Origin of the sequence: Ancylobacter polymorphus (assembly GCF_022836935.1) — a bacterium.
Lineage (GTDB): Bacteria > Pseudomonadota > Alphaproteobacteria > Rhizobiales > Xanthobacteraceae > Ancylobacter > Ancylobacter polymorphus_A.
Genome location: NZ_CP083239.1, coordinates 2,904,706 through 2,930,797 on the forward strand (window position 1 = coordinate 2,904,706; position 26,092 = coordinate 2,930,797).

The 26,092-nt window shown below is 64.5% G+C and carries 21 protein-coding genes, 2 tRNA genes and 1 pseudogene; 14 read left to right on the top strand and 10 right to left on the bottom strand.

The window, feature by feature from the left end; translation table 11 throughout:
* The first annotated feature begins 70 nt into the window (after positions 1–70).
* The gene (rplM, locus tag K9D25_RS13675; RefSeq protein ID WP_244376014.1) at positions 71–532 is read left to right on the top strand and encodes a 50S ribosomal protein L13; all 462 of its coding nucleotides are present in this window, start codon (positions 71–73) and stop codon (positions 530–532) included.
* A gap of 2 nt (positions 533–534) precedes the next feature.
* A complete protein-coding gene (gene rpsI, locus K9D25_RS13680) occupies positions 535–1,011 on the top strand; it encodes a 30S ribosomal protein S9 (RefSeq protein WP_244376016.1) in 477 nt (158 codons plus the stop codon).
* 161 nt (positions 1,012–1,172) lie between these two features.
* Here the strand turns inward: rpsI and K9D25_RS13685 are convergent, their stop codons facing one another.
* The 4 genes from K9D25_RS13685 to K9D25_RS13700 form a co-directional block, all read right to left on the bottom strand.
* On the bottom strand, positions 1,173–2,069 hold the full coding sequence (locus K9D25_RS13685; protein WP_244376018.1) for an autotransporter outer membrane beta-barrel domain-containing protein: 897 nt from the start codon (positions 2,067–2,069) through the stop codon (positions 1,173–1,175).
* A gap of 15 nt (positions 2,070–2,084) precedes the next feature.
* The gene (locus K9D25_RS13690) at positions 2,085–2,747 is read right to left on the bottom strand and encodes a hypothetical protein (protein WP_244376020.1); all 663 of its coding nucleotides are present in this window, start codon (positions 2,745–2,747) and stop codon (positions 2,085–2,087) included.
* A 205-nt stretch (positions 2,748–2,952) separates the two neighbouring features.
* Positions 2,953–4,362, bottom strand: a complete 1,410-nt coding sequence (gene glnA / locus K9D25_RS13695) for a type I glutamate--ammonia ligase (RefSeq protein ID WP_244376022.1) — start codon at positions 4,360–4,362, stop codon at positions 2,953–2,955.
* A 132-nt stretch (positions 4,363–4,494) separates the two neighbouring features.
* Positions 4,495–4,833 carry a P-II family nitrogen regulator gene (locus K9D25_RS13700; protein ID WP_018386933.1) on the bottom strand — a complete coding sequence of 113 codons (339 nt, stop codon included), beginning with the start codon at positions 4,831–4,833 and terminating at the stop codon, positions 4,495–4,497.
* A gap of 341 nt (positions 4,834–5,174) precedes the next feature.
* Here K9D25_RS13700 and K9D25_RS13705 point away from each other — a divergent pair, with 341 nt between their 5' ends.
* Positions 5,175–6,662 (top strand): NAD(P)H-hydrate dehydratase, encoded by a 1,488-nt coding sequence (locus tag K9D25_RS13705; protein ID WP_244376024.1) that lies wholly within the window; start codon positions 5,175–5,177, stop codon positions 6,660–6,662.
* Between the two features lie 17 nt (positions 6,663–6,679).
* Here K9D25_RS13705 and K9D25_RS13710 read toward each other — a convergent pair.
* A tRNA-Leu gene (locus tag K9D25_RS13710) sits at positions 6,680–6,764 on the bottom strand.
* Positions 6,765–7,357: 593 nt separating this feature from the next.
* Here K9D25_RS13710 and tig point away from each other — a divergent pair.
* The 5 genes from tig (at position 7,358) to K9D25_RS13735 (ending at position 14,431) form a co-directional block, all read left to right on the top strand.
* Positions 7,358–8,713: a trigger factor gene (gene tig, locus K9D25_RS13715; RefSeq protein WP_244376026.1), complete on the top strand. Its 1,356-nt coding sequence runs from the start codon at positions 7,358–7,360 to the stop codon at positions 8,711–8,713.
* A 152-nt stretch (positions 8,714–8,865) separates the two neighbouring features.
* Positions 8,866–9,498 (top strand): ATP-dependent Clp protease proteolytic subunit, encoded by a 633-nt coding sequence (locus K9D25_RS13720; RefSeq protein ID WP_244376028.1) that lies wholly within the window; start codon positions 8,866–8,868, stop codon positions 9,496–9,498.
* Positions 9,499–9,872: 374 nt separating this feature from the next.
* Positions 9,873–11,144: an ATP-dependent Clp protease ATP-binding subunit ClpX gene (clpX, locus tag K9D25_RS13725; protein ID WP_244376030.1), complete on the top strand. Its 1,272-nt coding sequence runs from the start codon at positions 9,873–9,875 to the stop codon at positions 11,142–11,144.
* 252 nt (positions 11,145–11,396) lie between these two features.
* Complete coding sequence (gene lon / locus K9D25_RS13730) at positions 11,397–13,835, top strand: endopeptidase La (RefSeq protein WP_244376032.1); 2,439 nt, start codon at positions 11,397–11,399, stop codon at positions 13,833–13,835.
* Between the two features lie 317 nt (positions 13,836–14,152).
* Positions 14,153–14,431 carry an HU family DNA-binding protein gene (locus tag K9D25_RS13735; protein WP_018386927.1) on the top strand — a complete coding sequence of 93 codons (279 nt, stop codon included), beginning with the start codon at positions 14,153–14,155 and terminating at the stop codon, positions 14,429–14,431.
* A 419-nt stretch (positions 14,432–14,850) separates the two neighbouring features.
* Here the strand turns inward: K9D25_RS13735 and K9D25_RS13740 are convergent.
* From K9D25_RS13740 to tnpC, 5 genes and pseudogenes are all read right to left on the bottom strand, one after another.
* Positions 14,851–15,605 (bottom strand): IS5 family transposase gene (locus K9D25_RS13740; protein WP_244376034.1). Its coding sequence is split into 2 segments (ribosomal slippage): positions 14,851–15,269 and positions 15,269–15,605, totalling 756 coding nucleotides; the frame shifts between segments, so codons are not numbered across the junction.
* A gap of 57 nt (positions 15,606–15,662) precedes the next feature.
* Positions 15,663–16,478: pseudogene (locus tag K9D25_RS13745) on the bottom strand (DDE-type integrase/transposase/recombinase); the annotation flags it as partial.
* 37 nt (positions 16,479–16,515) lie between these two features.
* Positions 16,516–16,755, bottom strand: a complete 240-nt coding sequence (locus tag K9D25_RS13750) for an IS1096 element passenger TnpR family protein (RefSeq protein ID WP_347881449.1) — start codon at positions 16,753–16,755, stop codon at positions 16,516–16,518.
* On the bottom strand, positions 16,658–17,134 hold the full coding sequence (locus K9D25_RS13755) for a plasmid pRiA4b ORF-3 family protein (protein WP_244376038.1): 477 nt from the start codon (positions 17,132–17,134) through the stop codon (positions 16,658–16,660). Before K9D25_RS13755 ends, K9D25_RS13750 begins: the two co-directional genes overlap by 98 nt.
* On the bottom strand, positions 17,131–18,756 hold the full coding sequence (gene tnpC / locus K9D25_RS13760; RefSeq protein WP_432207932.1) for an IS66 family transposase: 1,626 nt from the start codon (positions 18,754–18,756) through the stop codon (positions 17,131–17,133). The genes K9D25_RS13755 and tnpC overlap by 4 nt, the downstream gene beginning before the upstream one ends.
* Positions 18,757–19,043: 287 nt before the next feature.
* On the opposite strand from tnpC, the gene istA reads away from it, so the two are divergent.
* From istA to K9D25_RS13790, 6 genes are all read left to right on the top strand, one after another.
* Positions 19,044–20,573, top strand: coding sequence for an IS21 family transposase (gene istA / locus K9D25_RS13765; RefSeq protein ID WP_244450770.1), 1,530 nt, complete (start codon positions 19,044–19,046; stop codon positions 20,571–20,573).
* Positions 20,563–21,357: an IS21-like element helper ATPase IstB gene (gene istB, locus K9D25_RS13770; RefSeq protein ID WP_244376040.1), complete on the top strand. Its 795-nt coding sequence runs from the start codon at positions 20,563–20,565 to the stop codon at positions 21,355–21,357. The genes istA and istB overlap by 11 nt, the downstream gene beginning before the upstream one ends.
* 207 nt (positions 21,358–21,564) lie before the next feature.
* Positions 21,565–22,413 carry a hypothetical protein gene (locus K9D25_RS13775; protein WP_244376042.1) on the top strand — a complete coding sequence of 283 codons (849 nt, stop codon included), beginning with the start codon at positions 21,565–21,567 and terminating at the stop codon, positions 22,411–22,413.
* A gap of 268 nt (positions 22,414–22,681) precedes the next feature.
* Positions 22,682–23,800: an acyltransferase family protein gene (locus tag K9D25_RS13780; RefSeq protein WP_244376044.1), complete on the top strand. Its 1,119-nt coding sequence runs from the start codon at positions 22,682–22,684 to the stop codon at positions 23,798–23,800.
* A 299-nt stretch (positions 23,801–24,099) separates the two neighbouring features.
* A tRNA-Val gene (locus tag K9D25_RS13785) sits at positions 24,100–24,175 on the top strand.
* 163 nt (positions 24,176–24,338) lie between these two features.
* Positions 24,339–26,039 carry a methyl-accepting chemotaxis protein gene (locus tag K9D25_RS13790; RefSeq protein WP_244376046.1) on the top strand — a complete coding sequence of 567 codons (1,701 nt, stop codon included), beginning with the start codon at positions 24,339–24,341 and terminating at the stop codon, positions 26,037–26,039.
* Positions 26,040–26,092 lie beyond the last annotated feature (53 nt).

Here is a 26,092-nt window from a genome sequence, read left to right on the forward strand (position 1 = left end):
TGGGCTCTCGTCTAGAACCCCGCCACGAGAGAGGTGCGGGTACTCCGCGCCCTTGCATATGGATTTTCCCATGAAGACGTTTTCGGCAAAACCCGCCGATATTGAGAAGAAGTGGGTCGTGATCGACGCCACCGGCCTCGTGGTCGGTCGTCTCGCCACCATCATCGCCACCCGCCTGAAGGGCAAGCACAAGGCGATCTATACCCCCCACGTCGATTGCGGTGACAACATCGTCGTCATCAACGCCGACAAGGTGGTGCTGACCGGCCGCAAGCGCGACGACAAGGTGTATTACCACCACACCGGTTTCCCCGGCGGCATCAAGGAGCGGACTGCGAAGTTCATCCTCGAAGGCCGGTTCCCGGAGCGGGTCGTCGAGAAGGCGGTGGAGCGCATGCTGGCGCGCGGCCCGCTCGGCCGCAAGCTGATGGGCAATCTGCGTGTCTACAAGGGCGCCACTCATCCGCATGAGGCCCAGCAGCCGGAGACGCTCGATGTCGCCGCGCTCAACCGCAAGAACGTGGGTATCTGATCATGGCTGAGCTCATCCAGTCGCTCGACGGGCTCGAAGCCCTGAAGTCCCAGGCCGCCGAGGCCCCCAAGCATGTCCAGAAGCTGGACAAGCAGGGCCGCGCCTACGCCACCGGCAAGCGCAAGAACGCGGTCGCCCGCGTGTGGGTGCGCCCCGGCACCGGCAAGATCCTGGTCAATGAGCGCGACGTCGAGGTGTATTTCGCCCGTCCCGTGCTGCGCCTCATCATCCAGCAGCCCTTCGCCACCGCTGCCCGTACCGGCCAGTATGACGTGGTCTGCACCGTTTCCGGCGGCGGCCTCTCCGGCCAGGCCGGCGCGCTGCGCCACGGCATCTCCCGCGCGCTCACCTATTACGAGCCCGAACTGCGCGGCCCGCTGAAGAAGGGTGGCTTCCTGACCCGCGACTCGCGCGTGGTCGAGCGCAAGAAGTACGGCAAGGCCAAGGCCCGCCGCAGCTTCCAGTTCTCCAAGCGCTGATCGGCGCTTCGGCTTCCAATGCGAAAGGGCGGGTCCTGCGACCCGCCCTTTTTGTTTGTCTGCTCGCACTCTGTGCCGGGTGCTGCCGTACGGCGCCATCGGCACAGCGCAGGCAGGGCAGCGCAGGCGGCGTCGCCGCCCCGCTGTCGGTACTGTGAGGGTCAGAACGGCACGGTCAGACGGGCGGTGCCGGTCCACACGCTGTAATCCGCGCCGATGCCGCCATATTCGCCGCCGAGCGACAGCGACCCGGCCGTGAGAACACGCATGCTGAAACCGCCCGTGACCCGCGCCGACCAGCCATCGCCAATGCCGGTGTCGGGCACATCCGCCACCACCGCATCGTCCGAGGCAAAGCGCCAGTCGGCGTAAAGACCGAGATAGGGCATCACGCCCTCGATCCAGTGCGGCGCCGTCACCTTGCCGCCCAGCGCGACGCGCCCGGTGGAGAAATCGCGCGAATCGTGGAGGCCTCCCAGCGTGTCGATATAGTTGCCCTGACTTTCCCAGAGGGCGAACACATCGGCGGAGGGTTCGACGACATAGCCGGCGACATCATAGGTGCCGTTGATCCCGGTGGAGAGCAGCCAGCGCGAGCCGTCGAAGCTGCCGGCCGCCAGCCCGGCGGAGGCGTCGTAGCTCAGGCCCGTCCAGCCGACCATGCCCTTCCAGCGCAGCGTCGGCGTGATCTGCCAGCCGGCATAGGTGCCGACCGTGGCGCCGTCGCCATCCAGATTGCCGGTGAGCCAGGCGAAGTCATAGTCGAAATTCTCGTAACCGCCGAACACGCCGACCACCACGGTGGGGGCGAGCCGATAGGTGAGGCCGACCGTGGCGTTAATCTGCGTGCCCTTCATCAGGTCGGAATCCGACTGCTGGAATCCGCTGCCGCGCACATCGACCCAGGCGCTCCAGTTCTGCTCGGCCATCGGCGTGGCGAGCGAGAGCGACTTGTTGACGTTCGCATAGCTGAGGGCCGAGAAGGCATCGCCCGCGGTTTGCGAAACGCCGGTGCGGTTGTCGGCGGGAGCGAATTGCGACGAGGTGCTGGCGGTCACCGAAGACTTAGCTACTCACTCGATGCCAGTTGCGGTTAGCACGGGCACTTGCCCATCCATGGAGTGCACGCCGTAGGAAACTAATGCCTCACTGTAGGCCTTTCCGAACGCCCCCAACTGCGCTGGCCCATTGAACCCAGAGGCTTTATCCTTAGCCACATAAGTGGCGTACTCATAGGCGCTCATGACCTTGCCGGTCGATGTCGAGGGGCTGGAGCCGCCCCCGCCCAGCGCGGAATCGATGGCGGTGGACACCGAGGTGCTGATGGCGGCGCCCGACGTGTTGGCCACGACCGTCGAGCCGATCGACTGGACGCTGGTCAGTTTCTGGCTGTCGGTGACACCGGCGCTCCCGCCGCCGCCGGCCGTGCAGCTCCACGAGAAATTCGAGGCTGGGTTGGACTGCGTGCCGCTGATGATGAGTTCGTCCGTGGTTGCCTCCGGCACGACATAGGTCTGCGAGCCGACCGTGTCGAAGCTCAGGATCGCCGGGTTGTGCGTCGTCGCATTGTAGAGGCCCAGCCGGTCGGAGCCCCCGACGGCGGTGATGGTCAGCTTGATCGTGTCGCCGGCAGCGAACCCGGTGCCGGTCATGCTGCCGGAGGTCGAGCCGCCTGAGAAGCTGCCGTTCAGAGCGGAGCAGCCGGTCGACGCGAGCGCGGCGCTGCTGGTTCCCATCAGGAGCACCGACGCAACGGCTCCCAACACAGTATGACGCATAGAAAAGCCCCCACTAAGATACCGTAGGGGAGCCTTACACGATTCACGCAACCGTGATAGCGCCTAGAGTAAATTGCCGCAGGATACCGCTGGAAATCGACGGGCGGGCACGAAAAAGGGGCGCCTCGCGGCGCCCCTTTCCGTTGGTCGACCGGCGTGCCGATCAGACCGAGTAGTACATCTCGAACTCGACCGGGTGCGGGGTCATTTCGAACCGCATCACCTCGGCCATCTTCAGCTCGATATAGGCGTTGATGAAGTCGTCGCCGAACACGTCGCCCTTCTTGAGGAACTCGCGGTCCTTGTCGAGCGAGGCAAGCGCCTCACGCAGCGAGCCGCAGACGGTCGGGATCTTCTTCAGCTCCTTCGGCGGCAGATCATAGAGGTCCTTGTCCATGGCCGGACCCGGATCGATCTTGTTGAGGATGCCGTCGAGGCCGGCCATGACAAGCGCGGCGAAGGCGAGATAGGGGTTCGCGCCGGGGTCCGGGAAGCGGGTCTCGACGCGCTTGGCCTTGGCCGAGGTGGTGTAGGGGATGCGGCAGGAGGCCGAGCGGTTGCGCGCGGAATAGGCGAGCAGCACGGGCGCCTCATAGCCCGGGACCAGCCGCTTGTAGGAGTTGGTCAGCGGGTTGGTGAAGGCGTTCAGCGCCTTGGCGTGCTTGATGATGCCGCCAATGTACCACAGGCATTCCTGGCTGAGGTCGGCATATTTGTTGCCGGCAAACATCGGCTTGCCGTCCTTCCAGATCGACTGGTGCACATGCATGCCCGAGCCGTTGTCGCCGAAGATTGGCTTCGGCATGAAGGTGGCCGTCTTGCCATAGACATTGGCGACCTGGTGGATGCAGTACTTGTAGACCTGCAGCTGGTCGGCCATCGTCACCAGCGTGTCGAACTTCAGACCCAGCTCATGCTGGGCGGAAGCGACCTCGTGATGGTGCTTTTCGACCTTGGCGCCCATGCGGGCCATGGCCGCGAGCATCTCGCCGCGCAGGTCCTGGCAGCTGTCGACCGGCGGCACCGGGAAATAGCCGCCCTTGGTGCGCACGCGGTGGCCGAGATTGCCGCCTTCATATTCGGTGCCGCCATTGGTCGGCAGTTCCACCGAATCGAGCTTGAAGCCGGTGTTGTAGGGGTCGGCGGTGAAGCGCACGTCGTCGAAGATGAAGAATTCGGCCTCGGGGCCGATATAGATGGTGTCGCCGATGCCGGTGGACTTGAGATAGGCCTCGGCCTTCTTGGCGATGCCGCGCGGGTCGCGCGAATAGGGCTCGCCGGTGGTCGGCTCCAGCACGTCGCAGACCACGACGAGCGTGGTTTCGGCGAAGAACGGGTCGATGCTGACGGAGTCGAGATCGGGCTGCAGATGCATGTCCGATTCGTTGATGGCCTTCCAGCCCGCAATGGAGGAACCGTCGAATGCCTGACCTTCGGCGAAGAAATCTTCGTCGACCATCGAGATATCGAAGGTCACATGCTGCCACTTGCCGCGGGGATCGGTGAAGCGCAGGTCGACGTATTTCACGTCGTTGTCCTTTATCAGCTTCATTACATCCTTGGCCGTCGTCATATTGTTCGTACCTCTTCTGATACTGCCGTCTTTTGCAGGGCAGATGGATCCCAAGCGGATGGTCAACGACGATACGCGCCGCATCCGTGGGGATGCGGCGCGCTCATATGCGCCACCATACTACGCTGGCTGTCAGATGGCGTCGACGCCCGACTCACCGGTACGAATGCGAATGGCTTCTTCGATGTTGGAAACGAAGATCTTGCCGTCGCCGATGCGGCCGGTCTGGGCGGCGCGGCGGATAGCGTCGATCGCCGTTTCCACCGTCTCGTCGGCGACCACGATCTCGATCTTCACCTTCGGCAGGAAATCGACGACGTATTCGGCGCCCCGATAGAGTTCCGTGTGTCCCTTCTGCCGGCCGAAGCCCTTGGCTTCCGTGACGGTGATGCCCTGCAGGCCGATCTCCTGCAGCGCCTCCTTCACCTCGTCGAGCTTGAAGGGCTTAATGATGGCCTCAATCTTCTTCATCTGACCTCGTCTCCCTGACTCGTCGATCCGCGACGCCCGGCCGAGTCGGGTCGCGAAGAAGCAGAACCCATGCCAAGCACCCTAGTGTCGCCGGAAACCGTTAATAGCGCATCATCGCATGCCGCTACCGCACCGGCCAAACAGCTTCGATTTCCGGGAATGATGAAGTTATGAGCGATATGCCGGCAAAGTAGGCAAAAGCCGCGAGGCCGGCGGCCTAGGGGCTGCGCTAAAGCTAGGCATTTGCCGCCGATTGTTGCGGCTGTCGTGCTCTTGCCCCGGCCGACGCGGTTTCCGCTAAGCTAAAGCCGACGCCGCCGCCCGCGCAGGACCCAGGACCGATGCAGCTTCTCACCCCCGCCGAAATGGCCCGCGCCGATGCCTTCACTATCGCCGCCGGCGTTCCCGGCGCGGTGCTCATGGAACGGGCGGGACACGCTGTCGCAGCCTTCGCTGCGCGGGTGACGGCGGCCGGCGGGCTTGTGCTGGTGCTGTGCGGGCCGGGCAATAATGGCGGGGACGGATTCGTCGCCGCGCGGCTCCTGGCGGCGGCCGGCTACCGGGTGCGTCTCGCTCTGCTGGGCGAGCGGGAGGCCTTGCGCGGCGATGCCGCGCTCATGGCGGCGCGCTGGGAAGGGCCGGTCGCGCCGGCGGAGACGGTGGACCTCATCGGCGCCGATCTCGTCATCGACGCGCTGTTCGGCGCCGGGCTAGCGCGCGATCTCGACGGCGCGGCGCGGGCGCTGGTGGAGCGGGTGAACGCCGCCGGACTGCCGGTACTGGCGGTGGACCTGCCCTCCGGCATTGACGGCGCGACCGGGGCGGTGCGCGGGGCGGCGATCGAGGCGCGCTGGAGCGTCACCTTCTTCCGCGCCAAGCCCGGCCATGTGCTGCTGCCGGGGCGCCTGCATGCGGGGGAGGTGAGCGTCGCGGATATCGGCATCCTCCCCGCCGCGCTTGACGTCCTCGCGCCCCGCGCCTTCGCCAATGTGCCGGAGCTGTGGGCCGGCCATTTCCCGGTGCCGGCGCCGGAGGGGCATAAATATTCGCGCGGTCATCTCGTGGCCGTTTCCGGCCCGGCGCAGGCGACCGGGGCGACGCGGCTTTCCGCTCGCGCGGCGCTGCGGGCCGGGGCCGGGCTGGTGACGGTGGCGTGCCCGGCCGAGGCGCTGCCGATCCACGCGGCGAATCTCTCCGCCATCATGGTACGGCCGGTGGAGGACGCGGCCGGGCTGGCGCATCTGCTCGCCGATCCGCGCCTGACGACGCTGGTGCTTGGCCCCGGGCTGGGCGTCGGGGAGGCGGCCCGCGCCAAGCTCGCAGTGTGCGGCGGCCGGCGTCTGGTCATCGACGCCGATCTCCTCACCTCCTTCAAGGGCGAGGCGGACGCGCTGGCGCGGGCGCTGGCGGGTGCGCCGGCGGCCGTGGCGACCCCGCATGACGGTGAGTTCGCGCGGATTTTCGAGCGCTGCCCGCAGGTGCTGGAGGCGCCCTCGCGGCTGGAGCGGGCGCGGGCCGGCGCCGCGCGCCTTGGGGCGACGCTGCTGCTCAAGGGGCCGGACACGGTGGTGGCGAGCCCGGACGGGCGCGCTAGCATCGCCGCCAATGCGCCGCCCTGGCTCGCGACCGCCGGGGCGGGGGACGTGCTGGCGGGAATCGTCGGCGGGCTGCTGGCGCAGGGCATGCCGCCTTTCGAGGCGGCGAGCGCCGCGGTGTGGCTCCACGGCGAGGCCGCGCGCGAGGCCGGGCCCGGGCTGGTGGCCGACGATCTGATCGACGCGCTGCGCCCGGTTTATCGCCGCCTCTTCGGCCGGCTGGGGGCTGTGTAGCTTCGGTACGATCGAGTTGGTGCCCCCCACCGGACTCGAACCGGCACCTCTCACGAGAACGGAACCTAAATCCGTCGCGTCTACCAATTCCGCCAAGGGGGCCCTATAACGGCCGCTGGTAGCGCTGCGGAGCCCGCGATGTCAACGTTCGAGGAGGATGCCCGCCGCCGCATAGCGGCCCAGCAGACGACCTTGGCGCGGCTAGGGACTTGGGTGGGTTCCCAAATCGGCCGCCTGAGCCTTGCAGCCCTTGGGGTGGCACTGGTCCTCTGGGTAGTACCTGCCCTTGCGCAGCTTCGATACAGCTACTATGAGAGCGCGACGTTAGGGGGTCTCATCAAGGTGGACCGCCTTACCGGGCGCATGGAGTTTTGCAAGGTGTGGTGGGATGAGCAGCAAACGTTGCGATCCGCCTGCCGGGCGACGACGACCCGGTGAGTGTACCACACCGCGCCACCTGTGGCGGATGGAACCCCTTGAAATTGTTGGAAGTGGCGTAAGTCAGCCGAGGATTTAGGTTCCAGTGGCGAGAGTCGTGGGGGTTCGAGTCCCTCCGCCCGCACCAGTGCCTTACCCTTGTCCGGTGCCGCCTTCCGACCCATTTGCACCGAGCGCGGCCGTCGGCGATCACGCGGCCACGCACACCGACATTCGAGAGCCCGCGCACGCGGCAAACTAGACGAAGGCCGATTAAAATGCAGGTCACCGAACTCCTCGCCGAAGGTCTGAAGCGCGAATATCGCGTGGTGCTGCCGGCCTCCGAACTTGACGCCAAGGCCAATGCGCGCCTCAGCGAACTCAAGGACAAGGTCCGCCTCAACGGCTTCCGCCCCGGCAAGGTGCCGGTCGCGCATCTCAAGCGCATGTATGGCAAGTCCGTGCTCGCCGAGGTCATCGACCAGGCGGTGAACGAGGCCAACACCAAGATCATCGAGGATAACGGCTTCAAGCTGGCCATGCAGCCCAAGGTGGAGCTGCCGCAGGACCAGGAGCAGGTGAACGAGGTCATCGAGGGCAAGGCCGACCTGTCCTTCACCGTGAACCTCGAAGTGCTGCCGGCGATCACGCTCGGCGACTTCAAGTCGATCACGCTGGACAAGCCGGTGCTCGCCGTCTCCGACGAGGAGGTCGAGGAGACCGTCAAGCGCATCGCCGACGCCAACCGCCCCTATGCCGCCAAGCCCGAAGGCACGGCCGAGAACGGCGACCGCGTCACCATCTCCTTCGTCGGCTCGATCGACGGCGAGAAGTTCGAGGGCGGCGCGGGCGAGGACGTGCCGCTGGTGCTCGGCTCCAACAGCTTCATCCCCGGCTTCGAGGAGCAGCTGGTCGGCATCAAGGAAGACGAGACCCGCACCGTCACCGTCACCTTCCCCGAGGCCTATCAGGCCGCTCACCTCGCCGGCAAGGAAGCCTCCTTCGAGGTGACGGCGAAGATGATCGAAGCCCCGACCGAGATGGAAATCGGCGACGAGTTCGCCAAGACGCTGGGCATGGACAGCCTCGCCGCGCTTAAGGAGCAGGTGAAGAGCCGCATCGCCCAGGAGCACAACGCGCAGAGCCGCAACAAGGCCAAGCGCCGCCTGCTCGACGCGCTGGACGGCCTGCACAAGTTCGACGTGCCGCCGACCCTGGCGGAGCAGGAATTCGATGGCATCTGGGGTTCGGTGACCGCCGAGATGGAAGCCCAGAAGAAGACCTTCGCCGATGAGGGCACCACCGAGGAGGCCGCCCGCGAGGATTACCGCAAGATCGCCGAGCGCCGCGTGCGCCTCGGCCTGGTCCTTGCGGAAATCGGTGAGAAGAACAACATCCAGGTCACCGACGACGAAGTGACCCGCGCCGTCGTCGAGCGCGCCCGGCAGTTCCCGGGGCAGGAGCAGCAGGTGTGGGAGTTCTACCGCAAGAACGCCCAGGCGCTGGCCAGCCTGCGCGCGCCGATCTTCGAGGAGAAGGTCGTCGACTACCTGCTCGAACTCGCCACCGTCAACGAGGTCCCCGTCACCCGCGAGGAACTCTATGCCGAGGACGAGGACGACAAGGCGGCCTGATTTCGGCGGAACGCGCGGAGTCGTGCGCGTTGCGCGGCTCCGCCTCCCGCCGCTGCCGCACCGGCGGGCTGGTAGGGACGCGCTTTCCCTTTATTGTGGGGTAGGTGGATTCGCGGGCGGCGCAGGCGCGCCGTGCCGCCGAGGATCGAAATATGCGTGACCCGATTGATACCCTGAACAACTACCTGGTCCCGATGGTGGTCGAGCAGACCAACCGGGGCGAGCGTTCCTACGACATTTATTCGCGGCTGCTGAAAGAGCGCATCATTTTCCTGACCGGTCCGGTCGAGGACGGCATGGCGACCCTCATGGTCGCCCAGCTGCTGTTCCTCGAAGCGGAAAATCCGAAGAAGGAAATCTCGATGTACATCAACTCCCCCGGCGGGGTGGTGACATCGGGTCTGGCGATCTACGACACCATGCAGTTCATCAAGCCGGCGGTGTCGACGCTGTGCATCGGCCAGGCCGCCTCGATGGGCTCGCTGCTGCTGACCGCCGGCGAGAAGGACATGCGCTTCGCCCTGCCGAACGCGCGAATCATGGTGCACCAGCCCTCGGGCGGCTTCCAGGGCCAGGTGACCGACATCATGCTCCACGCCAAGGAGATCATGAGCCTCAAGCAGCGGCTCAACGAGATCTACGTGAAGCACACGGGCCAGGACCTCAAGTCGGTGGAAGACGCGCTGGAGCGCGACAACTTCATGACCGCCGAGGTGGCCAAGTCCTTCGGGCTTATCGACAAAGTGATCGACAAGCGCCCGGATGAGGCGCCGGTGAAGCCCTGACGGGCCTTCGCGCCGTGTTTCCGAATGCGGCGCGACTTCCTATATTGACACCTGAGCCCGCGTCGAGATGAAGCGCGGGCTTGCATGCGTCGCGGTATCGCGCTTGCATGGCATCAGCATGAAGTGTCGCCTGGAGGTGTGACGAGGGGACGACGGGCAGATGCCCATTTCGCGAAAGCGGGGATGGTGCGAATGCCTTCTTGATCGGATCGTAGCCAGCGTGCTTGGCTGTGACAGAACAGGGACCCTTAAGTCGCTTCCTTTTGACGGCCTTTTCGAGCCGTCGCGTTTCTCCCCCCTTGGAGGCCCGCGGCGGCCGCGGGACTGGGGCGGTTCCGGGCAGTGCCTGGACCGCCGAGCGGACGGAGAGACGCATGAGCAAGGTTGGCGGCGGCGACAGCAAGAATACTCTTTACTGCTCGTTCTGCGGCAAGAGCCAGCACGAGGTCCGCAAACTCATTGCGGGACCGACCGTGTTCATCTGCGATGAATGCGTCGAGCTGTGCATGGACATCATCCGCGAGGAGAACAAATCCTCGCTGGTGAAGTCGCGCGACGGCATCCCGACCCCGAAGGAAATCTGCAAGGTTCTGGACGACTATGTGATCGGCCAGTTCCATGCCAAGCGCGTCCTCTCGGTGGCGGTGCATAACCACTACAAGCGCCTGAACCACGCGACCAAGCACGCCGGCGATGTCGAGCTGGCCAAGTCCAACATCATGCTGATCGGGCCGACGGGCTCGGGCAAGACGCTGCTCGCGCAGACGCTCGCCCGCATCCTCGACGTGCCCTTCACCATGGCGGACGCGACCACGCTGACCGAGGCGGGCTATGTCGGCGAGGATGTGGAGAACATCATCCTCAAGCTGCTGCAGTCGGCCGACTACAATGTCGAGCGGGCGCAGCGCGGCATCGTCTATATCGACGAGATCGACAAGATCAGCCGCAAGTCCGACAACCCCTCCATCACCCGCGACGTGTCGGGCGAGGGCGTGCAGCAGGCGCTGTTGAAGATCATGGAAGGCACGGTCGCCTCCGTGCCGCCGCAGGGCGGGCGCAAGCATCCGCAGCAGGAATTCCTGCAGGTGGACACGACCAACATCCTGTTCATCTGCGGCGGCGCCTTCGCCGGCCTCGACAAGATCATCTCCTCGCGCGGCAAGGGCACGTCCATCGGTTTCGGCGCGGTGGTGGCGGCCCCCGAGGACCGCAAGCCCGGCGAAGTGTTCCGCGAAGTGGAGCCGGAAGACCTGCTGAAATACGGGCTGATCCCGGAATTCATCGGCCGTCTGCCGGTCATCGCCACGCTGGGCGACCTCGACGAGGCCGCGCTGAAGAAGATCCTCTCCGAGCCGAAGAACGCGCTGGTGAAGCAGTATCAGCGCCTGTTCGAGATGGAGAATGTCGAGCTGACCATTCATGAGGAAGCGCTGGGCGCCATCGCCCGCAAGGCCATCGAGCGCAAGACCGGCGCGCGCGGCCTGCGCTCGATCATGGAAGGCATCCTGCTCGACACGATGTTCGACCTGCCGGGCCTGGAAGGCGTGGAAGAGGTCGTCATCAGCAAAGAGGTCGTCGAGCAGAACGCACGTCCGCTCTACATTTATGCGGACCGCGCGGCCGGCGATGCGGGCGCGAGTGCGTAGTCGACCGGCGGTGGACGGGGCCGGGCCAGCAGGTCCGGCCAGCGGCGCGGCCCGCTCCCTTGACGGGGGGCGGGGGCATCGCCATCTGAGCCTCAACCACCGGTCCTCGACCGCATCGACGTGCCCCGCGCGCCTGACGCAGCCCCCGCACAGAGATCAACGTTCGCGTTCCGGCCGCATCGCGGCGCGGTTCTCCCTGAGGACGCTTGTCCTCGGGTCGGGCCGCCTGCCGCCCAAAGAAAGGAAAGAGCCATGACGAGCCCCAAGCCTCGCACCGCGCTCACCCCGGGAGTGGCGCAGACCTTCCCGGTCCTGCCGCTGCGCGACATCGTCGTCTTCCCGCACATGATCGTGCCGCTGTTCGTCGGCCGCGAAAAGTCGATCCGCGCCCTCGAAGAGGTGATGCGCAACGACACCTTCATCCTGCTGGCGACGCAGGAGAACGCCTCGGACGACGATCCGGCGACCTCCTCCATCTACAAGATCGGCACGCTGGCCTCGGTGCTGCAGCTCTTGAAGCTGCCGGACGGCACGGTGAAGGTGCTGGTCGAGGGCATTTCGCGCGCCAAGGTGAACCACTACACCGACCGCACCGACCTCTATGAGGCCGAGGCGCAGGCGCTGGAAGAGGAACTCGGCTCCAAGGTCGAGGCCGAGGCGCTCGGCCGCTCCGTGCTGGCCGAATTCGACAGCTATGTGAAGCTGAACAAGAAGGTTTCGCCCGAAGTCGTCGGCGTCGTCACCCAGATCGAGGACCACTCGAAGCTGGCCGACACCGTCGCCTCGCATCTCGCGGTGAAGATCCCCGAGAAGCAGGCCGTGCTGGAGATTCTCAAGGTCACCAGCCGGCTGGAGAAGGTGCTTTCGCTGATGGAGAGCGAAATCTCGGTCCTTCAGGTCGAGAAGCGCATCCGCACGCGCGTCAAGCGCCAGATGGAGAAGACCCAGCGCGAGTACTATCTCAACGAGCAGATGAAGGCGATCCAGAAGGAGCTGGGAGACGGCGAGGACGGCCGCGACGAGCTGGCCGAGCTGGAAGAGCGCATCAAGACCGTCAAGCTCTCCAAGGAAGCGCGCGAGAAGGCGACGCATGAGCTGAAGAAGCTGCGGCAGATGTCGCCCATGTCGGCGGAAGCCACCGTGGTGCGCAACTATCTCGACTGGCTGCTGTCGATCCCGTGGGGCAACCGCAGCAAGGTCAAGAAGGACCTGCCCTTCGCCCAGAACGTGCTCGACACCGATCATTTCGGCCTCGACAAGGTCAAGGACCGCATCGTCGAGTATCTCGCCGTGCAGAGCCGGCAGAACAAGCTCACCGGGCCGATCCTGTGCCTGGTCGGCCCGCCCGGCGTCGGCAAGACCTCGCTCGCCAAGTCCATCGCCAAGGCGACGGGCCGCGAATATGTGCGCGTCGCCCTCGGCGGCGTGCGCGACGAGGCGGAGATCCGTGGCCACCGCCGGACCTATATCGGCTCCATGCCCGGCAAGATCATCCAGTCCATGCGCAAGGCCAAGAAGGCCAACCCGCTGTTCCTGCTGGACGAAATCGACAAGATGGGCGCGGATTTCCGCGGCGACCCGTCCTCGGCCCTGCTTGAGGTGCTCGACCCCGAGCAGAACCACACCTTCGCCGATCACTATCTGGAAGTGGATTACGACCTCTCGAACGTGATGTTCGTGACCACCGCCAACACGCTGAACATCCCGCCGGCCCTGCTGGACCGGATGGAGGTGATCCGCATCGCCGGCTACACCGAGGACGAGAAGGTCGAGATCGCCCGCCGTCACCTCATCCCGCAGGCGCTGACCAAGCATGGTCTGCAGCCCAAGGAATGGTCGATCGACGACGAGGCGCTGCTCACCCTCGTGCGCCGCTACACCCGCGAAGCGGGCGTGCGTAACCTTGAGCGCGAGATTTCCAATCTCGCCCGCAAGGCGGTGAAGGACCTGATGCTGACCAAGAAGAAGACGGTCAAGATCACGGTCAAGCAGCTGGAGGACTATCTCGGCGCGCCGAAGTACCGCTATGGCGAGGCCGAGAGCGAGGACCAGGTCGGCGTTGTGACCGGCCTTGCCTGGACCGAGGTCGGGGGCGAAATCCTCTCGATCGAAGGCGTCATGATGCCCGGCAAGGGCAAGATGACGGTGACGGGCAATCTGCGCGACGTGATGAAGGAATCGATCTCGGCGGCGGCCTCCTATGTCCGCTCGCGCGCGCTCGATTTCGGCATCGAGCCGCCGCTGTTCGACCGCCGCGACATCCACGTGCATGTGCCGGAGGGGGCGACCCCGAAGGACGGCCCGTCCGCCGGCGTCGCCATGGCCACGGTGCTGACCTCGGTGCTGACCGGCATCCCGATCCGTCGCGATGTCGCCATGACCGGCGAAGTGACGCTGCGCGGCCGGGTGCTGCCGATCGGCGGGCTGAAGGAAAAGCTGCTGGCGGCCCTGCGCGCCGGCATCAAGAAGGTTCTGATCCCCGAGGAGAACGCCAAGGATCTGGCGGAAATCCCCGACAATGTGAAGAACGCGCTTGAGGTCGTGCCGGTGTCGCGGATGGACGAGGTGCTGCAGCACGCGCTCGTCCGCCAGCCGGAGGCGATCGTCTGGGAAGAGAAGGCGCTGGCCCCGGCCACCGAGGTCGAGCCGGTCATCGCCCGCGACGAGATCGGCGTCATCGCCCCGCACTGAGCGGGCGAATAGGGACGCTGCAACGTAAAGAGGAAACGGCGGTGCCCTTGGGCGCCGCCGTTTTCGTTTCACCGGGCCTTGGCCGCCCCGACGCCGATTCGGTGAGGTGAAACCCACACATTCGCCCAAAATGCGGGCGTGGCGGAGCCGTCACAAATTACGGTATCCCATTACGCGCAATTGCCCTGAAGCCGTGTATTTGTGCGGGTTTCGCGGTGGGAGCGCTTGCAATCGCCGCAATTTGGGGAAAGTGTGCCCGCCCGTCGTCGGTGCATGCGACCGACGATTCTTGTGCAATCAAGGGAAGGACCGGTCAAATGACCACGAAGAACGAACTCGTCGCCGCTGTGGCCGAGCAGGCCAAGCTGACGAAGGCTGCTGCGGCGGCCGCGGTCGACGCGACCTTCGATGCTATTGCCGCCTCGCTGAAGGCCGGCGAAGAAGTCAAGCTGATCGGCTTCGGCAGCTTCTCCGTCGTGACCCGCGCCGCGCGCGAAGGCCGCAACCCCCGCACCGGCAACCCGGTCAAGATCGAGGCCTCCAAGGCCCCGAAGTTCACGCCCGGCAAGGGCCTGAAGGAAACCGTCAACGGTTGATCCTCGCGGCGTCGCGCCCCCCGCGCCTGAGGGTGCGGGGTGCGGTGCGGCACTGAGGGCGCAGGTTCGCCGGCCATGCCGGCGGACCCGCGCTGCGCCCGCCTCCGATGGCGGCGCATGGCGGCAGCGACAGAAGCGCTGCGCCTGATTTTTACAGATGTCCATCCGCATGAGCGGCGCCCCTCGCACCCCGGCTCAACCGTCGGGATGGCACGGCCCACGGGCCGATGGCGCGTCTGCTGGCGCCCCCGCGCCGCGCTTCTCACCCACAGCCTCTTTGCCACCGGCGCCGCTTTCTCGCTAGATCATTTCACCGTTTCACGGAAACAGTGAAATGATCTAATTCTTCGTTTTGTCGCGTTTTCTTCACGCGAACCGGTATCCACTTCGCTCGAAAACACTCTAGGCTTCGGACTCGATCAACACCACCAGATGATAGTTGCGGCGAGAGCGACGGCGGAGGCGTAGTTTCTCGCGAGCTTGTCGTAGCGTGTTGCGATGCGTCGGAAGTCCTTGAGGCGGCAGAACATGCGCTCGATGAGGTTTCGGCGCTTATAGGCTTCTCGATCGAACGGGCTCGGCTGTTTGCGCGTGGGGTTGTTCGGGATGACGGGCGTGGTGCCACGGTCGATCAGCCATTGGCGCAGGCCACGCGCGTCGTAGGCACAATCGGCTGCACAGGACCGAGCCCTGGGGACCTGCGCGAGCAGGACGAGAGCAGCCCGCAGGTCGCCGAGTTGGCCTGGCGTCACCTCGATGGCGAGCGGTCGCCCGAGCGGGTCGCAGAGCGCGTGGATCTTGGTGGTGCGGCCACCACGGGAGCGGCCGATAGCCTGCTCTTCCGCCCCCCTTTTCCACCAGCGGCCGAGCGGTGGGCCTTGGCGGTGGTGGAATCGATCGCGTGAAAGTCGTCGTCGGGCGATGCCTGACGCAGGGCTTCGAACAGGCCCTGCCAGAACCGGCGGCGAGACCACCGGTTCCAGCGGTTATAGATCGTTGTGTAGGGTCCGTAGACAGCGGGACAATCACGCCAGCGGCACCCTGACCGCAACACATGGACAATCCCGCTGATCACCCGCCGATCATCGACCCGGCGCGCGCCGGGCTGGTTGTGTGGGAGATGAGCCGCGATCGCATGCCATTGAGCATCACTCAGCCAGAACTCGTTTGCCATGACACTCCTCCAAGCATGCGGAGGGAATCATGTTCGATCACAAATTCAAAGGGCTGATCAGGTACAGACCCTAGAGGCTCTTGCCGCCTCGCGGCGGCGATGCTTAAACGCGGCCGGCGAAAGCCGTGCGGGCGGTTTGAGGTGGTCCCCGAAAGCCGGACAGGGAGCTAAGCTTGGTTCGACCTGACGGAAGGCCGAGCCCGATGAAAGGAGGATGCGGTTTTTCAGGTTCTGGTGCTACCTCGATCTTGCCTTGGGTCTGAGGATGGCACGGGGCGCCGCGCACATGGCTCATCTTATTGGCCTCGATGTATCCGGCCAGTTCGCTGGCGATGTAGCTGGGGCCGTTGTCGCTGAGCAGCTGAGGCTTGTGCAACACCGTGGCGCTGTCGCAGCCGGACGCCGCCAGGGCGAGGTCCAACGTGTCGTTGACGTCCTCGGCGCGCATGTTGGTGCACAGCTTCCAGGCAATGATGTAGCGCGAGAAGTCGTCGAGCACGGTCGACAGGTACATCCAGCCCCAACCGATCATCTTGAAGTAGGTAAAGTCGGTCTGCCACATCTCGTTTGGGCGGGTGGTCCGGGTGTGCAAGCATCGGCGGCCTTGATCACGACGAAAGCCGGGCTGGTGATCAGATCGTGCGCCTTGAGCAGCCGGTAGATCGTTGATTCCGACACGAAGTAGCGCTTCTCGTCGGTGAAGCGCACGGCCAACTCCCGGGGGCTCAGCTCGGCTTGTTCCAGCGCCAGTTCGATGATCTGGTCGTGGATGCCCGCAGGGATACGGTTCCACACCCGGCTCGGCGCCGACGGGCGATCCTCCAGCGCCTCCGGCCCGCCTTCAAGGTAGCGATCATACCAGCGGTAAAACGTACCCCCCCGGCGAGGGCCACGGGGGTTATCGGCCTGATCAGTTGATTTGACCACGGCTCTTGGCGAACGCGGCTTTGCCGATTGCGCGGCGTCGGGCGAGCCTTGCGATGCGGGCGCGGATGAGGTCCTCGTCGATGAGAGCCGGATCGAACGGCGCCCCGTACCAGCGCATGAGCTCGTCATGCTCCTCGTGGGTTGGATCGGCGATGGCTTCGAGGAAGAGCTTGAAGCCGGGGATGCCCGCCGACATCCTCGGGTGGTGCACGGTGGGCACCATCGAGGTAACGGGGATAATCCGTGGCGGGATCGGCTGCGGTGGTCGCCTCGATCGTGATCGTGTGCCGCCAGTCGTCGCCGAAGTCATAGGTGTAGCTGAACTCGGTGATGCTGCGGTCGATGAGAGCGCCGAGCCTCAACGTCTTGGCGGAATAGGTCCTGTCGCGCAGGCTGTCCCATTCTGGATCGGGGATGGCAAAGCGCTGCCCGCCGGCGCGGAACTCGAACAGGTGAGTGTCCTCGAACGGCATGACGGCCTGGATGACGTCGTGCAAGGCCTTGAGCGACGAGGTGAGCGGCACCTCGACACGGCGCCAGATGGTGGGCTGCCAGTCATCCAGTTCGATCTTCAGGCGAGCGATCCGATCGACATGGCTCATGCCGCGAGACTCCCGGGCTCTCGCGCCGCATGCCAGTTCCAGGGCAGCAGCTCGGCGAGCCGGTTCTGCGGCATGTCTGCGATGCGAGCGAGCACGTCAGCGAGCCAGGCCTGCGGATCGATGTCGTTGAGCCGGGCGGTCCCGATCAGGCTGTACATGACGGCGGCGCGCTCGGCGCCGCGGTCGGAACCGGCGAACAGCCAGGCCTTGCGGCCGAGGGCGATGCCGCGCAGCGCCCGTTCTGCCGCATTGTTCGTGAGGCAGACGTGTCCGTCATCGAGGAAGCGGGCGAAGGCGTCCCAGCGCCGCAGCATGTAGTCCATGGCCTGGGCGACAGGTGCATGGCGGGAGAGCCTGGCGCGATGCTCGCGCATCCAAACCTCAAGCTCGGCGACGAGAGGAGCGCTGCGCTCCTGGCGAACGGCTCGGCGCTGATCGGCACTCAGGCCATTGATCTCACGCTCCATGTCGAACAGCGCGTCGATGCGGGCGACGGCCTCGAAGGCAATCGGTGAGATCGGTGCGGCGTTACGCCCACGCCGGCGGTTCGCCGCGATGTCGGCGAGCTCGAATAACTTGCGGCGTGCATGAGCCCAGCACAGGGCCTCGACGATCGGCCCCGGCTGGCGGTCGGGAGCGAGCAGGCGATTGTAACCGGCATAGGCGTCGGCCTGCAGGCTGCCGGTGAAGTGCGTCAGATGCTCTTGCGGGTGTTCGCCCGAGCGGTCGCGTGATGCCCGGAACAACACCGCCGGCGGATCGGCGCCGCCGAAGGGCCGATCGTCGCGCACATACACCCAGGCTCGACCGGTGTCGGTCGTGCCCTTCGCCAGGATCGGCACCGGCGTGTCGTCGCCATGCAGGCGATCTGCCGCCATGACATGGCGCTCGAGCAGCACGTGCAACGGGTGCAGCGCTGCGGCGCAGGCGCCGACATGATCGGCCAGCGTCGACAGCGGCAGATCGATGCCCTCGCGAGCATAGCGCTCGCTCTGCCGGTTCAGAGGCTGGTGCTGGCCGAACTTCTCGAACAGCACCATAGCCAGCAGGTTCGGCCCGACATGGCCGCGCGGGATGACGTGGAACGGCGCCGGCGCCTGGGTCACCGCCTCGCAGGCCCGGCAGGAGAAGCGCTCGCGCACCGTCTGGATCACCTTCCACTGGCGCGGGATCACCTCCAGCGTCTCGGTGATATCTTCCCCGAGCTTCACCAGTCTGCCGGATCCGCAGCACGGGCAGCTCTCGGGTGCGGCGACGATGACGCGCTCACGCGGGAGATGATCAGGGAACGGCTTGCGTGCCGGCCGCTTGCGCTCGAAGGACGCCACATTGGCCGTTTGTGCTGCGGCTTCCGCGGCCAGTTCGTCTTCGGTGGCGTCAGCCTCCAGGTCCTCGAGCTGCATCTCCAGCTGGTCGAGCAGCCGTGCCTTGCGCTCCGAGCGCGTGCCGTAAAGCTCGCGCCGGAGCTTCTCGATCTCCAGCTTCAGCCGCGCGATGAGGGCATCCGTGCTGCTGTTCGCAGCGCGCTCCCGGGCGACGGTCGCCTCGGCTTCCAGCCGCGCGCTACGCTCCGCCAGGATCATGGCGTGGGCCGCGGCAAGGTCGCTCGGCAAAGGATCCATCGGGCTCGACATAGGGCGATGGAATCATATCCGCCGCTCCTGTGCCACGCCCAAATTACCCCGATGCGCCCGGTCGCCACGTCCTCTGCGGATGCCGCCAGTCTATGCCTTCCAGCAGATAGCCGAGCTGCGCAGGGGTGATCGTCACCATGCCGTCGGCCGGAGACGGCCACATGTTGATTTCCACTGAGATCTGACCCTGCAGGAGCGGATTTTTCCATCGAGAAGTGACCCATGTTTTCACCACGTCTCACGCGGCACACGCGGGGGACAGCGGAGTGATCGACATGGAGTTATTGAGCGTCATCCGACGCTGGCATCATAGGGATCGTAGCTCGATCCGGGAGATATCCCGCCGCACCGGGCTCTCACGGAACACCGTGCGTAAGTACCTGCGAGCGGACAGCGTCGAACCCCGGTTTCACGTTCCGGACCGGCCGAGCAAGCTCGATCCCTATGCCGACAAGCTCGCGGCGATGCTGCGGGTGGAGAGCGGCAAGTCGCGCAAGCACAAGCGCACCGTCAAGCAGTTGCACGCCGATCTCGTGACGTTGGGCTATGAGGGCTCCTACAATCGGGTGGCGGCCTTTGCCCGCGACTGGAAGGCCGCCCGGTTGCGCGAGCAGCAGACCAGCGGCCGCGGCACCTTCGTGCCGCTGGCCTTTGTGCCCGGAGAGGCGTTCCAGTTCGACTGGTCTGAGGACTGGGCGATCATCGCCGGCGAGCGCACCAAGCTGCAGGTCGCTCACGTCAAGCTGTCCTACAGCCGCGCCTTCACTCTGCGAGCCTACCCGCAGCAGACCCACGAGATGCTGTTCGACGCCCATAACCACGCCTTCCGGGTACTGGGCGGCGTGCCGCGGCGGGGGATTTACGACAACATGCGAACGGCCGTCGACAAGGTCGGCCGGGGCAAGGAGCGCCAGGTCAACATCCGCTTCTCGGCCATGGTCAGCCACTTCCTGTTCGAGGCGGAGTTCTGCAACCCGGCCTCCGGCTGGGAGAAGGGGCAGATCGAGAAGAACGTACAGGATGCCCGTCATCGGCTCTGGCAACCCATACCGAACGTCCCCTCGCTGGAGGCCTTGAACGAGTGGCTCGAGACCCGGTGCCGGGAGCTGTGGTCGCAGGCCGGGCACGGCTCGCAACCCGGCTCGATCGCCGATGTGTGGGCTGAGGAGATCCGCCACCTGATGCCGATGCCGCGGCCGTTCGACGGCTTCGTCGAACACGCCAAGCGCGTTTCCCCGACCTGCCTCGTCCACCTCGAGCGCAATCGCTACAGCGTGCCGGCCTCCTTCGCCAACCGCCCGGTGAGCTTGCGTGTCTATCCCGACCGGATCGTTGTGGTCGCTGAGGGACAGGCCATCTGTGAGCATGGTCGGGTGTTCGCTCGCTCCCATGATCGCCAGAGCCGGACCGTCTATGACTGGCGGCATTATCTGGCCGTGGTCCAGCGCAAGCCCGGCGCATTGCGCAACGGCGCACCGTTCGCCGAGATGCCGCCGGCGTTCCGATCCTTGCAGCAGCATCTGCTCAAGCGGCCGGGCGGTGACCGCGAGATGGTGGAGATCCTGTCCCTGGTCCTCCAGCATGACGAGCAGGTCGTGCTCACGGCCGTCGAACTCGCGCTGCAAGCAGGCGTGCCGACCAAGACCCACATCCTCAATCTGCTGCACCGCCTGATCGACGGTACACCGCTGAGCACGCCGACGATCCCAGCTCCTGGCGCCCTTACGCTGACCACCGAGCCTCAAGCCAATGTCGAACGCTATGACGCCCTCCGCAGGGCCAGGGAGGCGCGCCATGCGTCATGATCCGGCCAGCGGAGCCCTCGTCATTATGCTGAGAAGCCTCAAGATGCACGGCATGGCGCAAGCCGCTGCCGAACTCATCGAACAGGGGTCTCCCGCCTTCGAGACCGCCATGCCGATCCTCTCACAGCTCCTGAAGGCAGAGACCGCCGAGCGGGAGGTGCGCTCGACCGCCTATCAGCTCAAGGCCGCCCGCTTCCCGGCCTATCGCGACCTCGCCGGCTTCGACTTCACCAGCAGCGAGGTCAATGAGGCGCTCGTGCGCCAACTCCATCGCTGCGAGTTCCTCGACGACGCGCACAACGTCGTCCTGATCGGTGGTCCCGGTACCGGCAAGACCCACATCGCCACGGCTCTCGGCGTCCACGCCGTCGAGCATCATCACAGGCGGGTCCGCTTCTTCTCTACCGTCGAGCTCGTCAACGCTCTCGAACAGGAGAAGGCCCAAGGCAAAGCGGGTCAGATCGCCGGTCGGCTCCTCCATGCCGACCTCGTCATCCTCGACGAGCTCGGCTACCTGCCGTTCAGCACCTCGGGCGGCGCCTTGCTGTTCCACCTGCTGAGCAAGCTCTATGAGCGCACCAGCGTGATCATCACCACCAATCTCAGCTTCTCCGAATGGGCTGCCGTCTTCGGCGATGCCAAGATGACCACGGCCCTGCTCGACCGGCTCACCCATCACTGCCATATCCTCGAGACCGGCAATGACAGCTTCCGCTTCAAGAGCAGCTCGGCAAAGCCACCCAAACCCACCAGGGAGAAGCCGCGAAACTTGACCGCAACCTAACCCCAAGACCACCATCAGCCCGGGTCACTTCTCACTGGAAATCCAGGGTCACTTCTCAACGGAAATCAACACCATCACATCGAAAGCCTTTGTCGACGCGAGCATTGCCGCGCTGCCGCAGGCCGAATACTTAGCCTATGAGGCCGCCTGCTGGTGGGAGCATCAGGATCTGTACATCGTGAGAAAGTCGAGGGTGGACTGAGCCCGATGGCCGTCATAATTCATATTGGGCTGCACAAGACGGGCTCCAGCGCCATACAGCAGTTTCTGGCACTGAATGCTTCGGCACTTGGCAGCCAGGGCGTGTTCTATGCCCCCACCATGCCGGAGTGGCCAAACCACAGTCCCCTCGCTGACGCCTTCCGGATCGGTCAGGATTCTTCGCTCGGCGAGCGGCTTCTGGAGGACCTCTTGCGCAGGTCCCAAGGCAGGGAACTGCTCATTTCGAGCGAAATGTTTTGTGAACCGCAAATCGAAGCCAGCCGATTTCTGGATTTGCTCGGAGACCAGAAGAAAAAGGTGATCGCCTATATCCGACACCCTTGCGACATCGTGCTGTCGGCATTTGGCGAGCGCGTTAAATACTATCCAAATCAGTACACTAGTGACGTCAACGACCACCCGCTGGCCTATGATCCGGGACAGCTCGACGTTCTCACTACATGGATCGCTCGCAACGATATCGAGTTGATATTGGCTCCCTATGATCGACGACAATGGCATGGTGGATCGCTTTGTGTCGACTTCTTGAGGATGATCGGCGCATCTCCCGATCAGATGCGCGCCAACGACTTCCGCGTCAATGAGAGCCTGTCCTATACGTCCGTGGAGATCCTGCGCAGAGCCTTGCTCGGCGGCATCGAAGCGCATGATTTCGATGTCCTGCTGGACGCGATGATGCGGTTGAATTTCAGGGACGATCGTTATCCCCTGACAGACGAAAACCTACAGTTTTGCTTTGAACGGATGCGATACTGCATCGGTGTGTATCAAAAATTCTTCAGGAGCGGATTCGACGAGGAGTTCCTATTCGAACCGAGAAGTTTCCGGGGCTGATAATATAATCATCTCCGGTCGCTGCGCAGGAAAGCATCAGCGATAGGGCAATGTCTTCACCGTCGCTATTTTTATTTCTGTCCTGACCGACAAGACCGAAATTCTGTTGTGTACTCACCGCTGAGCCACAGTGATAAGAGATGCAATATATATATGTAAAAAATCGGTATGAACGCCATCGACGCAAAAACGCGATAACTGGCGTATGCGGCATATGACCGGGTCCGTCGGCGTATTTCAGGACTCTTCTAGGCAGAAAATCGCGGGTATGGAAGCCGCGCGCTTCTACGCTGCCAGCTCAATCATGCTGTTCCATCTAACAGTGATGAGTGACCTTCCGACGAACATTCTTTCTATATATATTTTAAATTACGCCGCGATGGGCGTGCCATTGTTTTTCATTATAAGCGCTATGGGCATGTGTATCGGGTATTTTGGTAAGCTCGAAACGGAAGGGAGTATAAAAGACTTTTATATGAGGAGGTTCTTGCGAATTGCTACTTTTTTCTATGTGATGATGTTGTTATATATAATAATGTTGCCAGTTTTCGGCGACTCGGGCCCGACGCTGGGGCAGTTCTTGGCGAGTGCGACCTTTACGATGAACCTCGTCCCCTCTTACGTGGAGGGCTACGTTTGGGGATCGTGGACCATCGGCGTGGAGATGATATTCTATCTACTTTTCCCCGTGCTGATCGTGCTGGCATCGAATCTACGAAGAGCGCTTGTCATCTTCATCGGAGCCACTGTGCTTGCTACGCTCTGGCGCAATGAATTCGTTGATGTAAAGGGGCCGCTCCAATCTTTCGGAAATTTCTTTATTGTCGTCCAGTTTCATTACTTCGCCGCTGGGATCGTGGCTTTCCATGTCTGGCGAATAGCAGTTCGGCTGTGTCCCGCGCGCGTACGGCTGATCGGATTGATTTTGCTCGTGATTTCATGCGCCGCCACCGTCTCCTTGGTTGTGTTCGGATTCTGGCTGATTTTCGCGGCAGGTGTCTTCACGAGCTGGAAGCTGAACCACACCATTGTTTATTTCCTTTGGGCAACCGTGCTGGCAACGTTCACGATAGGTATGTGCCTGGCGCCAACAAAGCTTCTGTCGTCCTCGCTTGTCTGCCACTGGGGCCGGGCCAGTTTTGGAATCTATCTATGGCATCCGCCCGTGATAGCCGGTTATTCGAAACTGGGCATCTATAGAGCCATCTTTGCGCTTGCGAACGAGAATGCGGAGGTGAGCTTCCTGCTTGGCGCCTTGCTGACCTTTGCGACGGTCGTGCCCCTGTCGCTTGCGAGCTTTCGGTTTATCGAGAAGCCGGGGATGGCGCTCCTTCAGCTTAAGCATGGGCGCGGCGCTGGTCAGCCCGAACGGGGCGGTTCCCGGTAGCGTCAAGACGGCGTGGCGCACGCGGCGAAAGGATACCGGCCTTGATGGCAAGACGGTGCAGCCCACGTCATTCCGGCACACCATCGCCCGCTGGATGAGGTCACACTCGGTTTCGCCCTGGGAGGTGGCTGCGTTCCTTGGCCATCGCATGCCGGGATATTCAATCACGGAGGTTTACGCTGCCGCTGACCCGCTTTATATGGCGGCGAGCCGCGAGGCTCTGGAAAAGCTGGTACGCGCCATTTACGGGACACCGTTGAAAGACGGAGAAGCGGAAAAGGCAGCAGCCTAAACAGGTTGGGCGGTTAGCTCAGTTGGTAGAGCATCTCGTTTACACCGAGAGGGTCGGCGGTTCGAGCCCGTCACCGCCCACCATCGCTCCCCAAAGCCGAGGCGGCGCATCCGCAGGGGTTGTGACCTACCGGCAGGACAGCTTCACACAAGGCGGCGTTTTCATGGTGGCGGCGGTAGGTCTCGGCCGGCACCGCGCAGCGACGCGCCCGGGCTGGGGCTGGGTTAGCTGTCCCGTGGAGCTCACATGTCCTTCAAGAATTTGCCGCTCATCGGCAAGATATCGGCGCTGCTGCTGCTGCTGGCCGCCTTCGCCGCCGGCGGGGTGATTTTCGCCGGCACCCGCATGCAGGCGATCAGTTCGGAATATCAGGGGGCCCTCACGGGCCCGGCCTCGGCCGCCGTGGCGCTGGCCCGGGCCAATCGCTTCACCGTCTATTTCAACCAGGGTGTCTATCAGTCTCTCTCGTCGCTGACCGACGAGGACAATGAGGCCGCCATCAAGGTGCAGAAGGAGGCCGTCGCCGGCTTCCATGACCGCATGGCGGAAGCGGCCAGCAAGGACCCCTCGGTCTCCGAGCAGGTGAAAACGCTGGTGGCGAAGTTCGACCGCTTCACCGGCGAGCAGTGCGGCGACATCGTCGCCCGCGCCAATGCCTCGACCTCGGCCGAGGAGAACATCAAGATCGTCGCGGAATGGAATGCGCGCTGCATGCCGACTTCGACGGCTCTCATCGCCGATATCGCCAAGGAGGTGAGCTCGCGGGCAAACGACATCGCCACGCTGTCCGCCAGCCTGCGCGCCGACGCCGATTCCACCGTCTCCCTAGTGTATAGCATCATGGCCGCCGGCCTCGTGCTCGTCCTGCTGCTGGCCTTCCTGGCGACGCGCTTTGGCGTGGTGAAGCCGCTGGAGCAGCTGCGGAAGGTGTTCGACAATCTCGCCCAGGGCGTGCTCGCCGTCACCGTGGACGGCACCGAGCGCAAGGACGAGATCGGCGGCATGGCCCGTTCGGCGGAAGTGCTGCGCGGCGCTCTCGTCGATGCCGAGAAGGCGCGCGAGGAGGCCCGCCAGGCCGAAATGCACGCCGCCCAGCGCGTCGTGGCGCAGCGCCAGGCGATCGCCGACGAGTTCGAAGCGAAGATGGGCACTCTCGTCAACGCGCTGTCGAACTCCTCCACCGAAGTGTCGGAAGCGGCGCGCAACCTCGCCGCCAGCGCGGAGGAAACCTCCCGTCAGGCGGCGGCGGTCGGCAGTGCTGCGGCCGAAGCCTCGGGCAGCGTGCAGACGGTCGCGGCGGCGACGGAGGAGCTCACCTCCTCGATCCGCGAGATCGGCAACCAAGTCAGCGGCGCTGCCGGGCGTGCGGTGAGCGGGGCCGAGGTGGTGAACCGTGCCGCCGGCGAAATCCGCGAACTGTCCGACGCGGCTACCAAGATCGGCGAGGTCGTCAACCTCATCACCGACATCGCCGCCCAGACCAACCTTCTGGCCCTCAACGCCACCATCGAGGCGGCGCGGGCGGGCGAGGCGGGCCGTGGCTTCGCGGTGGTCGCGCAGGAAGTGAAGCAGCTTGCCGAGCAGACCGCTGGCGCCACCAAGGAGATCGGCCTCAAGGTCAACGATATCCAGCAGGCGACCGGCCGCACCGTGGGCTCGATCGAGCACATCGTCACCACCATCGCCCAGATCCGCGACGCGACGACCATGATCGCCAGCTCGGTGGAGCAGCAGGGCTCGGCCACGCAGGAGATTGCCGCCAACACCAATCAGGCCGCCAGCGGCACCGGCATGGTGAGCGAGAACATCGTCGGTGTCGGCCGCGCGGCCGAAATGACCGGCGCGGCTTCCGCCCAGTTGACCTCGCTTTCCGGTTCGCTGGCGCATCAGGCCAGCGACCTGAAGCAGCAAGTGGGTGAGCTGGTGCGCAGCCTGCGGGCGGCCTGACCGTCCATCGGCTCCCAGCCCCGCCGCGCGCCGCTTCCCCCAGCGGCGCGCGG

Bases quoted from the DNA above. Each gene is read 5' to 3' on its own strand.
- tnpC (WP_432207932.1), bottom strand. From the start codon at position 18,756: ATGGATCCTTTGCCGAGCGACCTTGCCGCGGCCCACGCCATGATCCTG.
- K9D25_RS13755 (WP_244376038.1), bottom strand. From the start codon at position 17,134: ATGAGCCATGTCGATCGGATCGCTCGCCTGAAGATCGAACTGGATGAC.
- K9D25_RS13780 (WP_244376044.1), top strand. From the start codon at position 22,682: ATGGAAGCCGCGCGCTTCTACGCTGCCAGCTCAATCATGCTGTTCCAT.
- K9D25_RS13790 (WP_244376046.1), top strand. From the start codon at position 24,339: ATGTCCTTCAAGAATTTGCCGCTCATCGGCAAGATATCGGCGCTGCTG.
- rpsI (WP_244376016.1), top strand. From the start codon at position 535: ATGGCTGAGCTCATCCAGTCGCTCGACGGGCTCGAAGCCCTGAAGTCC.
- clpX (WP_244376030.1), top strand. From the start codon at position 9,873: ATGAGCAAGGTTGGCGGCGGCGACAGCAAGAATACTCTTTACTGCTCG.
- K9D25_RS13735 (WP_018386927.1), top strand. From the start codon at position 14,153: ATGACCACGAAGAACGAACTCGTCGCCGCTGTGGCCGAGCAGGCCAAG.
- glnA (WP_244376022.1), bottom strand. From the start codon at position 4,362: ATGACGACGGCCAAGGATGTAATGAAGCTGATAAAGGACAACGACGTG.
- istB (WP_244376040.1), top strand. From the start codon at position 20,563: ATGCGTCATGATCCGGCCAGCGGAGCCCTCGTCATTATGCTGAGAAGC.
- istA (WP_244450770.1), top strand. From the start codon at position 19,044: ATGGAGTTATTGAGCGTCATCCGACGCTGGCATCATAGGGATCGTAGC.
- K9D25_RS13700 (WP_018386933.1), bottom strand. From the start codon at position 4,833: ATGAAGAAGATTGAGGCCATCATTAAGCCCTTCAAGCTCGACGAGGTG.
- K9D25_RS13775 (WP_244376042.1), top strand. From the start codon at position 21,565: ATGGCCGTCATAATTCATATTGGGCTGCACAAGACGGGCTCCAGCGCC.
- rplM (WP_244376014.1), top strand. From the start codon at position 71: ATGAAGACGTTTTCGGCAAAACCCGCCGATATTGAGAAGAAGTGGGTC.
- lon (WP_244376032.1), top strand. From the start codon at position 11,397: ATGACGAGCCCCAAGCCTCGCACCGCGCTCACCCCGGGAGTGGCGCAG.
- tig (WP_244376026.1), top strand. From the start codon at position 7,358: ATGCAGGTCACCGAACTCCTCGCCGAAGGTCTGAAGCGCGAATATCGC.
- K9D25_RS13720 (WP_244376028.1), top strand. From the start codon at position 8,866: ATGCGTGACCCGATTGATACCCTGAACAACTACCTGGTCCCGATGGTG.
- K9D25_RS13705 (WP_244376024.1), top strand. From the start codon at position 5,175: ATGCAGCTTCTCACCCCCGCCGAAATGGCCCGCGCCGATGCCTTCACT.
- K9D25_RS13750 (WP_347881449.1), bottom strand. From the start codon at position 16,755: ATGGTGCCCACCGTGCACCACCCGAGGATGTCGGCGGGCATCCCCGGC.
- K9D25_RS13690 (WP_244376020.1), bottom strand. From the start codon at position 2,747: ATGGGAACCAGCAGCGCCGCGCTCGCGTCGACCGGCTGCTCCGCTCTG.